This is a genomic window from Pseudomonas sp. S3(2024) (assembly GCF_036861315.1).
Lineage (GTDB): Bacteria > Pseudomonadota > Gammaproteobacteria > Pseudomonadales > Pseudomonadaceae > Aquipseudomonas > Aquipseudomonas putida_A.
In genome coordinates this window covers 254,413-268,132 of sequence record NZ_JAZAQQ010000008.1, presented here as the reverse complement: position 1 = coordinate 268,132, position 13,720 = coordinate 254,413, and the positions used below count along the sequence as shown (strand labels likewise).

The 13,720-nt window shown below is 60.3% G+C and carries 12 protein-coding genes; 10 read left to right on the top strand and 2 right to left on the bottom strand.

Translation table 11 applies throughout. The features are described 5' to 3' along the window. The first annotated feature begins 24 nt into the window (after nucleotides 1-24). From acs to VLA07_RS21095, 5 genes are all read left to right on the top strand, one after another. Nucleotides 25-1,962, top strand: coding sequence for an acetate--CoA ligase (gene acs, locus VLA07_RS21115; protein ID WP_333991161.1), 1,938 nt, complete (start codon nucleotides 25-27; stop codon nucleotides 1,960-1,962). A 51-nt stretch (nucleotides 1,963-2,013) separates the two neighbouring features. After that, nucleotides 2,014-2,886: an oxygenase MpaB family protein gene (locus VLA07_RS21110; protein ID WP_333991160.1), complete on the top strand. Its 873-nt coding sequence runs from the start codon at nucleotides 2,014-2,016 to the stop codon at nucleotides 2,884-2,886. Between the two features lie 150 nt (nucleotides 2,887-3,036). After that, the gene (locus VLA07_RS21105; RefSeq protein ID WP_333991158.1) at nucleotides 3,037-4,053 is read left to right on the top strand and encodes a class I SAM-dependent rRNA methyltransferase; all 1,017 of its coding nucleotides are present in this window, start codon (nucleotides 3,037-3,039) and stop codon (nucleotides 4,051-4,053) included. Between the two features lie 219 nt (nucleotides 4,054-4,272). Further along, nucleotides 4,273-7,221, top strand: coding sequence for a DUF748 domain-containing protein (locus tag VLA07_RS21100; RefSeq protein ID WP_333991156.1), 2,949 nt, complete (start codon nucleotides 4,273-4,275; stop codon nucleotides 7,219-7,221). After that, a complete protein-coding gene (locus VLA07_RS21095) occupies nucleotides 7,221-7,517 on the top strand; it encodes a DUF2845 domain-containing protein (protein WP_115988878.1) in 297 nt (98 codons plus the stop codon). Before VLA07_RS21100 ends, VLA07_RS21095 begins: the two co-directional genes overlap by 1 nt. Nucleotides 7,518-7,787: 270 nt before the next feature. On the opposite strand, the gene VLA07_RS21090 is transcribed toward VLA07_RS21095, so the two are convergent. Together VLA07_RS21090 and VLA07_RS21085 are read right to left on the bottom strand one after the other, a co-directional pair. Then, nucleotides 7,788-8,144 (bottom strand): BON domain-containing protein, encoded by a 357-nt coding sequence (locus VLA07_RS21090; RefSeq protein ID WP_007963876.1) that lies wholly within the window; start codon nucleotides 8,142-8,144, stop codon nucleotides 7,788-7,790. Nucleotides 8,145-8,439: 295 nt separating this feature from the next. Next, on the bottom strand, nucleotides 8,440-8,880 hold the full coding sequence (locus VLA07_RS21085; protein ID WP_247269215.1) for a pilin: 441 nt from the start codon (nucleotides 8,878-8,880) through the stop codon (nucleotides 8,440-8,442). Nucleotides 8,881-9,108: 228 nt separating this feature from the next. Between VLA07_RS21085 and pilB the strand changes: the two genes are divergently transcribed. Genes pilB through yacG form a run of 5 tightly spaced genes read left to right on the top strand, consistent with a single transcriptional unit; the run spans nucleotide 9,109 to nucleotide 13,717 of the window. Continuing rightward, the gene (gene pilB / locus VLA07_RS21080) at nucleotides 9,109-10,809 is read left to right on the top strand and encodes a type IV-A pilus assembly ATPase PilB (RefSeq protein ID WP_333991151.1); all 1,701 of its coding nucleotides are present in this window, start codon (nucleotides 9,109-9,111) and stop codon (nucleotides 10,807-10,809) included. A 2-nt stretch (nucleotides 10,810-10,811) separates the two neighbouring features. Beyond that, nucleotides 10,812-12,029: a type II secretion system F family protein gene (locus VLA07_RS21075; RefSeq protein ID WP_333991149.1), complete on the top strand. Its 1,218-nt coding sequence runs from the start codon at nucleotides 10,812-10,814 to the stop codon at nucleotides 12,027-12,029. 1 nt (nucleotide 12,030) lies between these two features. Beyond that, nucleotides 12,031-12,903, top strand: a complete 873-nt coding sequence (locus tag VLA07_RS21070) for a prepilin peptidase (RefSeq protein ID WP_333991147.1) — start codon at nucleotides 12,031-12,033, stop codon at nucleotides 12,901-12,903. Beyond that, entirely contained in the window at nucleotides 12,900-13,523 is a 624-nt protein-coding gene (gene coaE / locus VLA07_RS21065) for a dephospho-CoA kinase (RefSeq protein ID WP_333991145.1), read from the top strand. The genes VLA07_RS21070 and coaE overlap by 4 nt, the downstream gene beginning before the upstream one ends. Then, nucleotides 13,520-13,717 (top strand): DNA gyrase inhibitor YacG, encoded by a 198-nt coding sequence (gene yacG / locus VLA07_RS21060; RefSeq protein ID WP_003228296.1) that lies wholly within the window; start codon nucleotides 13,520-13,522, stop codon nucleotides 13,715-13,717. Before coaE ends, yacG begins: the two co-directional genes overlap by 4 nt. Nucleotides 13,718-13,720 lie beyond the last annotated feature (3 nt).

Here is a 13,720-nt window from a genome sequence, read left to right as displayed (position 1 = left end):
GCACAACAAGAATAAGGAACCGTCATGTTCGATATCAGCACGTTCCCCAAAGCCGATGCCGTCCGCCGGGCTGCGCAGTTGAGTCAGGACGACTATAAGCGCCTGTACCGCGAATCCATTGAACACCCCAGCGCCTTCTGGGCCGAACAGGCCACCCGCTTCCTCGACTGGAGCACACCGTGGCAGACCGTTCAGCGCTACGACCTGAAAACCGGTGAAGCGGCCTGGTTTGCCGGCGGCCAACTGAACGTCAGTTACAACTGCATCGACCGCCACCTCGCCCAGCGCGGCGAGCAGACCGCGTTCCTCTGGGAAGGCGACGACCCGGCCGAATCAGCACAGATCACCTACAAAAAACTCCACCATCACGTTTGCCGCCTGGCCAATGTGCTGAAAAGCCGTGGGGTGAAAAAAGGCGATCGGGTATGCATCTACATGCCGATGATCCCCGAGGCGGCCTACGCCATGCTCGCCTGCGCGCGGATCGGCGCGATTCATTCGGTGGTGTTCGGCGGCTTCTCCCCGGATTCATTGCGTGACCGAATCCTCGACGCCGACTGCCGCACGGTGATCACTGCCGATGAAGGCGTGCGCGGCGGCAAATTCGTGCCGCTCAAGCACAACGTCGACAAGGCCCTGCAAAGCTGCCCGGACGTCAGCACCGTGGTTGTGGTCGAGCGCACCCAGGGCAAGGTCGATTGGGTCGAAGGCCGTGACCTCTGGTATCACCAGGCCGTGCGTGACGTCAGCGATGACTGCCCGCCGGAACCGATGGACGCCGAAGATCCGCTGTTCATCCTCTACACCTCCGGCAGCACCGGCAAACCCAAAGGCGTGTTGCACACCACTGGCGGCTACCTGCTGCAGGCGGCGATGACCTTCAAATACGTGCTCGATTACCGCGATGGCGAAGTGTTCTGGTGCACCGCCGACGTCGGCTGGGTGACCGGCCACAGTTACATCGTCTACGGCCCGCTGGCCAACGGCGCGACCACGCTGATCTTCGAAGGCGTGCCGAGTTATCCGAGCACCTCGCGCTTTTGGCAGGTGATCGACAAACACAAAGTGAACATCTTCTACACCGCACCGACCGCCCTGCGTGCGCTGATGCGCGAAGGTGCCGGGCCGCTGCAGGAAACGTCGCGCCAAAGCCTCAGATTACTCGGCAGTGTCGGTGAGCCAATCAACCCGGAAGCGTGGGAATGGTATTTCAATGTGGTCGGCGAACAGCGCTGCCCGATTGTCGATACCTGGTGGCAGACCGAAACCGGCGGGATCATGCTCAGCCCGCTGGTCAGCGCGCAACGAGTCAAGCCGGGTTGCGCCACGCAGCCGATGTTCGGCGTGCAAACGGTACTGCTCGATGAGCACGGCAAAGAGATCAAAGGCGCCGGCAGCGGCGTGCTGGCGATCAAGTCGAGTTGGCCGGCGCAGATCCGCAGCGTCTACGGCGACCCGCAACGGATGGTCGACACCTATTTCAAACCCTACCCCGGCTATTATTTCACCGGTGACGGCGCACGCCGCGACGAGGACGGCGATTACTGGATTACCGGACGCATCGATGACGTGATCAACGTTTCCGGCCACCGTATCGGCACCGCCGAAGTGGAAAGCGCGTTGGTGCTGCACGACAGCATCGCCGAAGCGGCCGTGGTCGGTTACCCGCACGACGTCAAAGGCCAGGGCATCTATGCCTTCGTCACCCCCATGAACGGCGTCGAGCCGAGCGATGAGCTGAAGAAAGAACTGCTGGCCCACGTCAGCAAGGAAATCGGCAGCTTCGCCAAACCGGACCTGATCCAGTGGGCGCCGGCCTTGCCGAAAACCCGTTCAGGCAAGATCATGCGCCGCATCTTGCGCAAGATCGCCTGCAACGAACTCGACAGCCTCGGCGACACCTCGACCCTGGCCGACCCGAGCGTAGTCCAGGGCCTGATCGACAAGCGCCTGAATCAGTAACATTCGTGGCGCGGTCAACCGGCCGCGCCCGTCCACCACCAATGAGTTGTCATGGAATTCATCCGCAGCCGCATCGAAAACCAACTCATGAGCCTGACCGGGCTGTCCCTCGGTCAGCTCGACCTGGAAAATCCCAAGGGCGATCCCGGGCTGTTCGGCCCGCACTCGGTCAGTTGGCAAGTGCATGGCGATTTCAGCAGCATGCTGATCGGCGGCATCAGCGCGTTGTTGCTGCAAGCCCTGCATCCGCTGGCGCTGGCCGGGGTCTGGGACCATTCGAATTTTCGTCAGGACATGCTCGGACGTTTGCGCCGCACCAGTCAGTTTGTCTCCGGCACCACCTTCGGCTCGCGCCGCGACGCCGAATGGCTGATCGACAAAGTGCGCACCATTCACCTGCAAGTGGTCGGTACCGCACCGGATGGCCGGCCGTATGCCGCCAGCGATCCGGACCTGCTGACCTGGGTGCATGTGGCCGAGGTCAGTCACTTTCTTGCCGCGCATCTGCGTTACCGCAACCCGCATTTGTCAGCGGCGGATCAGGATCGTTACTACGCGGAAATCGCCGTGGTCGCCGAGCGCCTGGGTGCGCGGGACGTGCCGAAATCGCGGCAGGCCGTGGCCGACTATCTGCAACGCATGCGCCCGCAATTGCTCTGTGATGAACGCAGCCGCGAAGTTCTGCGCCTGCTGCTCGACGCCCCGGCTCCGAGCGTTCTCGCGCGGCCGTTTGGCGACCTGATGATGAAGGCCGGCATCGACCTGTTGCCGGAGTGGGCCAGCGCCATGTTCGGCATACGGCAGAATCCGCTGCAACGCCAGTTGATCCGCGCCAGCGTCAAGCGCAGCGCGCCGATGCTGCGCTGGGCGATGCGCAACGGTTCGGTGCAGCGGGCCAAGCGGCGGATGGGAGTGCTGACCTGAAAAGCTTCGCGAGCAAGCCCGCTCCCACAGGGAATCCATGGTGTAAATCAGCCCCCTTGTGGGAGCGGGCTTGCTCGCGAAGGGCTTAACTCGGTTGCCCGCCAAACTGCTAAACTCCCGCGCCCCCATTCTCACCAGCAAGGCGCACGCATGTCTTCCTTGAATCAGGCGCTGCGCGCCGCCCTCGATAAACGCCAGGACCTGCTCGCTGAGCTGCACAGCCAGGGCACCGATTGCTATCGGCTGTTCCACGGCAGCCAGGAAGGCGCCGGTGGCCTGACCGTCGACCGCTACGGTCCGCAATTGCTGGTGCAAAGTTTTCACCAGACCCTGGAGCGTGACGACCTGCTGCAACTGCACGCCATGGTCAATCAGACCCTGGGCTTCGAAACCCTGCTGGTCTACAACGACCGCTCCCGGGGCAACTCGCGCATCGACCGCGAAGACAGCGTCTACAAAGCCGACGAGGCCGCGCTGGCGGATCTGGTCGGTCACGAATGGGGCCTGAACTATCGCGTGCGCGGGCGACATGCCGGGCAGGATCCGCTGCTGTTTCTCGACCTGCGCAACACTCGCGGCTGGGTCAAGGATCACGCCAAGGGTAAAAGTGTGCTCAACCTGTTTGCCTACACCTGTGGCGTCGGCCTGAGCGCCGCTGCCGGTGGTGCGCGCGAGGTGTGCAATCTGGATTTCGCCGAGGGCAATCTGGCGGTCGGCCGGGAAAACGGTCTGCTCAACCCGCAATTGCCCGAGATGCAATTTATCCAGTCCGATTATTTCCCGGCGATCCGTCAGTTCGCCGGCCTGCCGATCAGCCAGCGACGCGGACAGAAACTGCCGAGCTATCAGCGCCTCGACCAGCGTCAATACGATCTGGTGCTGCTCGACCCGCCGGCCTGGGCCAAGAGCGCGTTCGGCACCGTCGACCTGTTGCGCGACTATCAGAGCCTGCTCAAGCCGGCGCTGCTGACCACCGCTGACAACGGCGTGCTGATCTGCTGCAACAACCTGGCAAAAGTCAGCATGGACGACTGGCGTGAACAGGTCCTGCGCTGCGCCGAGAAGGCCGGGCGACCGGTGCGCGAATGGAGCGTGATGACCCCGGGCGCGGACTTCCCGTCGCTGGATCAACAGCCACCGCTGAAAACCCTGATCCTGCAGTTGTAACCCTCCTCTGCGGCTGACAGCTACCCACTGTGGGAGCGAGCCTGCTCGCGAAAGCGGTGTATCAGCCACCAGACAGGGTGACTGATAGAACGCCTTCGCGAGCAGGCTCGCTCCCACAGGGTTTTGTGTTGCTGCAGAACAATCTGAACAATCCTGCCCCCCACGAGGTACTTCGGAACCAGAATCGCGTGCCATACTCCAAGGCACTCCGATTCAGAGATGACGCCGCACATGCCCAAAGGATTGATTCGCGCGATTGGCGCCTTGTTGACTGCTCTGGCCCTCTACAGCCTGCTGGGGTTTCTGATTTTGCCGGGCATCGCCCTGCGTATCGCCAACCAGCAACTGGCGAACTACGCCACGGTGCCGGCGCATATCCAGCGCATCGAACTCAATCCGTTCAGCCTTGAAGTCACCCTGTGGGGCTTGGTCGTCGGTGAGCCGGGCAAGGAGCAGGTCGGCTTCGAGCGGCTGTATGCCAACCTGCAACTCGACAGCCTGTGGACCAAAGCGCTGCACCTGGCCGATATCGAGCTGGACAAGCCCAAGACCGAAATCCTCTTCGCCAAGGACGGCCAGCTCAATCTGCTGGGCCTGTTCAAGATTCCCGCCAGCGAACCGACCCCGGCCGATCCGAATGCCAAGCCGTTCCCGCTGCGCATCGATCGCATCCAGCTGGCCGGTGGCAACGTACATTTCCAGGACGCCCGGCCGAGCGAACCCATCGAGTTTCTCTACGACAAGCTCGATTTCGAGCTGAAAAACCTCAGCACTCTGCCCGAAGACAATGCCGACATGACGCTGGTGGCCGCCGGGCCCGCCGGTGGGCAGATCGACTGGAAAGGCAACTTCAGCCTGATCCCGTTCACCTCCGAAGGCACCTTGAAAGTCACCGACGGCAAGATGAAATCATTCTGGCCTTACGTGCGTGACGCGCTGCCGCTAGTACTCGAAGACGGCGTGCTGAATCTCAGCACCGAGTACAAACTGAATCTGTCGAAAGAAACCGAACTGCTGTTGAACAACGTCGCGGTGAGCATTGCGCCATTCGCGATCAAGGCGCCGGACGGACGCCCATTGGCGAAACTTGAACGTCTCGACGTCAGCGAGACCTCACTGGACCTGGCCAAACAGCAAGTAGTGGTCGGCAAGATCCGCAGCAACAAACTGGAAACCTGGGCCGCGCTCGAAGCCGACGGCCAGCTCGACTGGCAGAAGCTGTTCGCCAGCCAGCCATCGAAACCTGCCGCCAAGGCCGCCGCCGAACCCAAGACCACTCCGGCCGCCGCCGACTCGCCGAAAGAGCCGGCCGCGCCGAGCAAGCCCTGGCAAGTGCTGCTCAAAGACGTCCAGTTACGCAACTACACCGTGCATCTCGCCGACCGTTCGGCCAACCCGCCGGTGGCGCTGGATGTAACGCCGCTGAACATTGATCTGCAGGATTTCGACAGCCTCAACGGTTCGCCCTTCAAGGTCAGGCTCGACAGCGGCTTGGGCAAACAAGGCAAGATCAACGCTGACGGGGTGGTCAACCTCGCGCCGGTCACCGCCCAGCTCAATGTGAAAACCCAGGACATCGACCTGCGCGTTGCACAGTCCTACATCAATCCGTTCATTCGCCTTGAGCTGCGCAGCGGCATGCTCGGCAGCGACCTCAAGGTCAACCTCAAGAGCACCGAACCGCTCGCACTCGGCGTGACCGGGCGCGCGCAGATCGATCAACTGCACACTCTCGACACCCTGAAAACCCGCGACTTCCTCAAGTGGCAGCAAGTGGTGGTTGAAGGCATCAACTATCAACACCGTGACAGCCTGTCGATCGACAAGGTCAACCTGTTCCAGCCGTACGCGCGGTTCATGATCAACGACGACCGCACCACCAACATCGACGATCTGCTGATCCCGCAGCCCGCCGACAATGGTGCGAAAACCGCAGCGGCGAAACCGGCCAGTAAAGACAAACCACTGGGCATTCACATCGGCGCGATTGCGATCAACGACGGCTCGGCCAACTTCGCCGACTTCAGCCTGACGCCGAATTTCGCTACGGCGGTCCAACAGCTCAACGGCCAGATCGGCACCATCGACAGTCGTCAGGCGAAACCGGCCAGCGTCGACATAAAGGGCAAGGTCGACCGCTATGCCCCGGTGACCATCAAAGGCGCGGTCAATCCATTCGACCCGATGGCCAGCCTCGACATCGCCACCAGTTTCAAACGCGTCGAGCTGACTACCCTGACCCCGTATTCCGGCAAGTTCGCCGGTTACCGCATCCGCAAGGGCCGGCTCAACCTCGACCTGCATTACCTGATCACCAAGGGCCAGTTGAAGGCTGAAAACAAAGTGGTGGTCGAGCAACTGCAACTCGGTGAAAAAGTCGACAGCCCGGATGCCGTGAGCCTGCCGCTGAAACTGGCGATTGCCCTGCTCAAGGACGTAGACGGCAAGATCTCCATCGAACTGCCAGTGACCGGCGACCTCAACAACCCGCAGTTCAGCGTGATGCCGATTGTCTGGCAGACCCTGCGCAACCTGATCGTCAAGGCCGCCGCCGCACCGTTCAAGATGATTGGCGGGCTGATCAACGGTGGCGGCTCCGAAGACCTCGGTACCGTGTCCTTTGCTGCGGGCTCAAGCGATTTGAGCAAGGATGCCGAAGCAGCGCTGGATAAACTGTCCCAAGCCCTTAAGGAACGTCCAGCCCTGCGCCTGGAAATCGAAGGCACTGCCGCACAGAGCAGCGACGGCCCGTTGATTGCCGAGCAGCGTCTGGAACGCGAATACCAGTACAACTACTACAAGATGCTCCAGCGCCGTGGCGACAAGGTGCCGGCCCAGGCTTCACTGCTGCAAGTGCCGGACAGCGAGAAAGGCCCGCTGCTCGAAGGCATCTACCGCACCCGTCTGAAAACCCAGCCACCGTCCGAATGGAAGGATCTGGGCAAGGAAGAACGCACGGCGAAAATGCGTGATGGCGTGATCAAGTTCTGGAGTTCCAGCGATGTACTGCTGCGGCAGCTGGGTCAGGAACGCGCCAGCAGCATCAAGGACTATCTGGTCGACAAGGGCCAGTTGGCAGATGATCGCGTGTACTTCATCGACGCTAACCTTGGCGAGGCCGAAAGCGATGGTCGGGTCGTGACGCAAATGCATCTGGACGCCGAATGATGAAGCGCAAATGGCTGGCTGCGTTGACGCTGCTGCTCGCTGGCAGCCCTGCGCTGGCCTCCGACACGCTGCGCTGTGGCAGTCAGTTGGTCAGCCTCGGTGACCGCGCCAGCGAAGTACTGCAGAAGTGTGGCGAACCGGTGAGCCGCGATGTCCTCGGCTACAAGCGCAGCGCCAACCGCCGCGAAGAATTTCAGGTCGAGGAATGGACCTACGGCCCGAGCAACGGCATGTATCAATACCTGCGCTTTGAAGGCAATCGCCTGCGGCAGATCAACAGCAAGCGCGGTAATTGAACCAAAACCTATATCCCTGTGGGAGCGGGCTTGCTCGCGAATGCGGTGGGTCAGTTAATGAATATGCCTGCTGACACACCGCATTCGCGAGCAAGCCCGCTCCCACATTTCGTTTTTTATCACCTGAAAATAGAACAGGCCTCGACACAAGTGCCGGGGCCTGTAATGGTCACATCCGTGTGACCGTTCGCATGAACTCTAAAGTTGCGGCAGACGTATTGCTCGGCCCGTCTGTCGCGCCTTCTCCCGGTCCAGGCGAGAAGTCATGCCTTACTCGGCTTTCAGGCCGTCAGCGGAGACCGCTTTGACGCCTTTGATTTTCTTGGTGATGTTCACAGCGGTGGTTTTCTGAGCTTCGGTGACAGCGACGTCAGAAGACAGGGAAACCACACCTTTGTTGGTTTCGACTTTGATGTCGGTACCAGGAATGCCTTTTTCGGTTACCAGGTCGCTTTTGACTTTGGTAGTGATCCAGGTATCGGAAGTAGCTTCTTTAGCCTTGGTCATTTCACCAGCAGCCAGAGTCATTGGAGCCTGAGTAGCCTGGGTGGATTGTGCGAAAGCACCGGAAGCCATGGTCAGGGTCAGCGCGGTAGCAGCAGCGGCAGTGATAGCGAACTTCTTCATACGAGTAACTCCTGTTTTTCTGGAAAGTCTGCTGGTTGTCTTGTCAGCAGGGTTACTGGGTATATTGCGAACGCTGTGCCAACTTTTCGAAAGACAATAAATCCTTTTAAATCAACAATTTACGAATTAAGCAAATTTTCGGAATCATGCAATTTGCATGACAAGTGCATTATCGACATGCAAGTTGCGGCTTTTCGGAAAGTTCCTAACACGCTGAAATTCTTAAAGCTTTTTCCAGTGCCAAAACACAAAAAAATGCCCCGCAAAGCGGGGCATTTTCCTTCAGACCATCGCATCAAGTGCCGCTGGCAGTGCAGCCTTTTGGCGAGTAGTCGGGATTGACTGTCGTGGCACAGGTCCACACACCAGAGGTATTACCCGTAGCAGCGCCCGAGCGAGTAAGCGTGATGGTTTTGCCCAGTACCGGTCCCGGCGCGTTCACCAATGTGCAAGTAATCGAGCCGGCACCGGTCGAGGCAGTTCCCGACGCCGCCAGCGTGCAGTTGGAGGTAGTGGCTGAAGCGCCCCCCGCCACCAGTGTCAGCGTAGGGTCAGTACCTTGATTAATGGTGTCCTCGAACGGCACCTTCAGCGCACTGATTTCGGCCAGACCTGCCGTCACTTTCGAACGCGCCTGGTATTTTGAGTATTGCGGCAGGGCAATCGTCGCCAGAATCCCGATGATCGCCACCACGATCAGCAGCTCGATCAGTGTGAAACCCTTTTGGTTGTTCATAGACAGGCTCTCCATGCATGAGTCGGAATCTCATGATCTGCAAAGGGCTCAGCATAGGCCGTGCCAACCGCTTGCAGACCCCGCACGTTCGGCATAAAGGTGCCGTGTCGCGCTTTCCTACAACCTGTAACCGCACTATCTGACACTTTTTGTCACCTGTACCGGGCGTGTTTGGCGCTGTCACTTGACTAGGCTATAAGTCATGAACTGTCAGCATCCGGAATCCCCATGAATGACATCGCTCTGAGCGGTCTGGCCAAGCAATTGGTGCAGGCCGAACTGCTTACGGAAAAAAGCGCCCAGCAGGCCTGGCAACAGGCGCAGCGCAATCGGCTGTCGCTGATCAGCTACCTGGTGCAGAACAAACTGGTGAAGAGCTCACAGGTGGCCGAGATCGCTTCCGAGCATTTCGGCATGGCCTTCATGGACCTCAATTGCCTGGACAAGGAAACCCAGCCCAAAGGCCTGGTCAGTGAAAAACTGGTGCGCCAGCATCACGCCCTGCCCTTGTGGCGCCGTGGCAACAAGCTGTTCGTGGGCATTTCCGACCCGAGCAATCATCAGGCGATCAATGACATTCAGTTCAGCACCGGGCTGAGCACCGAAGCCATTCTGGTGGAGGACGACAAGCTCACCGAGGCCATCGAGAAATTCTTCGACACCCACGCCAGCGGCCTCGAAGAAATGGCCGACGTCGATCTCGACGGCGTGGATGTCGAGTCCGTCGACGACAGCCGCCAGGACGCCATCGGCGGACTCGACGCCGATGACGCGCCGGTCGTGCGTTTCGTGCACAAGATGCTGCTCGACGCGATCAAGAGTGGCTCCTCTGACCTGCACTTCGAACCTTACGAAAAGACCTTCCGGGTGCGGGTGCGCACCGATGGCATCCTGCGCGAGGTGGCAAAACCGCCGATCCAGTTGGCCGGGCGAATCGCCGCACGACTGAAAGTCATGGCCAGCCTGGATATCTCGGAGCGCCGCAAACCCCAGGACGGGCGGATCAAGATGCGCCTGTCGAAGACCAAGTCCATCGACTTCCGGGTCAACACCCTGCCGACCCTGTGGGGCGAAAAAGTGGTGATCCGGATCCTCGATCCGTCCAGCGCGCAGATCGGCATCGATGCATTGGGTTACGAACCGGCGCAGAAAGAACTGTACATGGCCGCGCTCAAGCAGCCCCAAGGGATGATTCTGGTAACCGGACCTACCGGGTCGGGGAAAACCGTATCGCTGTACACCGGCCTCAATATCCTCAACACCGTCGACATCAACATTTCCACCGCCGAAGACCCGGTGGAAATCAACATGGAAGGCATCAACCAGGTCAACGTCAATCCGAAACAGGGGCTGGATTTTGCTCAGGCCCTGCGTTCGTTTCTGCGGCAGGATCCGGACGTGATCATGGTCGGGGAAATCCGCGACCTGGAAACCGCCGAAATCGCGATCAAGGCCGCGCAGACCGGCCACCTGGTGCTGTCCACGCTGCACACCAACAGCGCCGCCGAAACCCTGACGCGTCTGCACAACATGGGTATTCCCGGGTTCAACATCGCCACCTCGGTCAGCCTGATCATCGCCCAGCGCCTGGCGCGCAAGCTGTGCAGCCACTGCAAGAAACCGATCGAGATCCCCCGCGAAACACTGATCAAGGAAGGTTTCCCGCCGGAACAGATCGGCAGTTTCACGATCTATGAGCCGGTCGGTTGCGACCTCTGCAACGGCGGCTACAAGGGACGCGTGGGGATTTACGAAGTGGTGAAAAACACTCCTGACCTGCAACGGCTGATCATGGCCGAAGGCAATTCGCTGGAAATCGACAGCCAGATGCGTCGCGACGGCTTCGACGATCTGCGCACCTCCGGCCTGCACAAGGCCATGCAAGGCATCACCAGCCTGGAAGAAATCAACCGGGTCACCAAGGACTGAACATGGCGGTCAAGGCAGCGAAAATCAGCATCTACGCCTGGGAAGGCACGGATCGCAAAGGCAGCAAAGTCACGGGCGAGTTGAGCGGGCAGAACCCCGCGCTGATCAAGGCCCAGTTGCGCAAGCAGGGGATCAACCCGGGCAAGGTACGGAAGAAATCCACCTCTTTGCTCAACCTCGGCAAACGCATCAAAGCGCAGGACATCGCCCTGTTCACCCGGCAGATGGCAACCATGATGAAGGCCGGCGTACCGCTGCTGCAGTCGTTCGACATCATTGGCGAAGGCTTCGACAACCCGGCGATGCGCAAAGTGGTAGACGAGGTGAAGCAAGAGGTAGCGGCCGGCAACAGCTTCGCCGCCGCACTGCGCAAGAAGCCGCAGTATTTCGATGAGCTGTATTGCAACCTGGTGGATGCCGGCGAGCAATCCGGCGCCCTCGATACGTTGCTCGAACGGGTCGCGACCTATAAGGAAAAAAGCGAAGCACTCAAGGCCAAGATCAAGAAAGCCCTGACCTACCCCAGCGCCGTGGTGCTGGTGGCAATGGTCGTTACCGGGATTCTGCTGGTAAAAGTGGTGCCGCAGTTTCAATCGGTATTTTCCGGCTTCGGCGCCGAATTGCCGGCCTTCACCCTGATGGTAATCAGTATCTCGGAGTTCCTGCAGCAATGGTGGTGGGCGGTGCTTGGTGCGCTGATCGCGGCGGTGTTCGGCATCCGCCATGCGCTGAAGAAGTCCCAGGCCTTGCGCGACCGCAAGGACACCTGGCTGCTGAAGCTGCCGCTGGTGGGCACGCTGATGTACAAATCGGCAGTGGCGCGATTCGCCCGCACTCTGTCGACTACCTTTGCCGCTGGCGTACCGCTGGTGGAGGCACTGGATTCGGTGGCGGGTGCCACCGGTAACGTGGTGTTCAAACACGCGGTGCTGCGCATCCGTCAGGACGTCGCCACCGGCATGCAGCTGAATTTCTCGATGCGCAGCACCGGAGTATTCCCGAACATGGCGGTGCAGATGACCGCCATCGGTGAGGAATCGGGCGCGCTGGATGACATGCTCGACAAGGTCGCCGGTTTTTATGAAGAGGAAGTGGATAACATGGTCGACAACCTCACCAGCCTGATGGAGCCGTTCGTCATGGTGGTACTCGGGGTCATCGTCGGCGGGCTGGTCGTGGCCATGTACCTGCCGATCTTCCAGCTTGGCTCAGCGATCTGACATGCCTATCGACGAACTCTTCAGTCTGTATCCGCTGGCCTTTGTGTGCACCGCCCTGCTGCTGGGTCTGGTGGTCGGCAGTTTTCTCAATGTACTGGTCTGGCGCCTGCCGAAAATGCTCGAGCGCGATTGGCGCCAGCAGGCGCAGGACGTCCTCGGCCTGCCGAGCGAAACACCACTGCCGACCTACAACCTGATGCTGCCGCACTCCCAGTGCCCACACTGCGGCCACCGGATTCGGGCTTGGGAAAACATTCCGCTGCTCAGTTACCTGGTGCTGCGCGGACGCTGTTCGGCGTGTGCCGCGCCCATCAGCAAACGTTATCCCCTGACCGAACTGGCCTGCGGCCTGCTTTCGGCATTCGTTGCCTGGCATTTGGGTTTCGGCTGGCCGGCGGGCCTGTTGATCGTCCTTACCTGGGGCCTGCTGGCGATGAGCCTGATCGACACCGAACATCAACTGCTGCCCGATGTGCTGGTGTTGCCGTTGTTGTGGCTGGGGCTGATCGTCAACAGTTTCGGGCTGTTCGTCTCGCTGCACGCGGCGTTGTGGGGCGCGGTGGCCGGTTACATGGCGCTGTGGTCAGTGTTCTGGCTGTTCAAGCTGCTGACCGGCAAGGACGGCATCGGCCACGGCGATTTCAAGCTGCTGGCGCTGCTCGGGGCCTGGGGCGGCTGGCAGATTCTGCCGCTGACGATCCTGCTGTCATCGCTGGTGGGGGCGATTGTCGGGGTGGTTCTACTGCGTCTGCGTGAGCAGAAAACCTCGACGCCGATGCCCTTCGGCCCGTATCTGGCAATTGCCGGCTGGATTGCCTTGCTCTGGGGTGGTCAAATAACCGACATCTATTGGCAGTTTGTCGGTTTGAAATGAATACCCCTGTGGAAAAACCCTGGATTCTCGGCCTGACCGGCGGCATCGGCAGCGGCAAAAGCGCCGCGGCCCAGCACTTCATCGATCTCGGGATCCATGTGGTCGACGCCGATCACGCAGCGCGCTGGGTGGTCGAGCCGGGGCGTCCGGCACTGGCGAAGATTACTGAACACTTCGGTTCCGGTGTCCTGCAAGCCGATGGCACGCTGGACCGTGCGGCCCTGCGCAAATTGATCTTTGAAGTGCCTGAAGAACGCCGCTGGCTCGAAGCCCTGCTGCATCCGTTGATCGCCGAGGAAATCGCGCACCATCTGGGGCTGGCAACATCGCCTTACGCGATTCTGGTTTCACCGTTGCTGATCGAATCCGGGCAGTACGCGATGACTCAAAGAATTCTGGTGATCGATGCCCCGCAACAACTGCAGATCGAGCGCACCTTGCAGCGTGACCAGACCAGCGAACAGCAGGTCCAGGCGATCCTCAAGGCCCAGTCCAGCCGTGAAGACCGCGTGAGCCGTGCCGATGATGTGGTCGTCAACGACCGCGACCTCGCCTCGTTGCACAGCGAAGTCGAGCGCCTGCATCACTTTTACCTGACTTTATCCGGAGGCCAGTCATGAGCCCTACAACCGTCGAATGCCCAACCTGCGGCGCCCCCGTGGAATTTACCCCCGAGAACAAATTCCGCCCGTTCTGCTCTGATCGCTGCAAGCTGATCGACCTCGGCGCCTGGGCGTCGGAAGAGCACAAGATTCCGGTCGCCCCGGATGCCGAAGACGAAATGTTCTCCGGCGATTTCGACCCGCGTCACTGATCG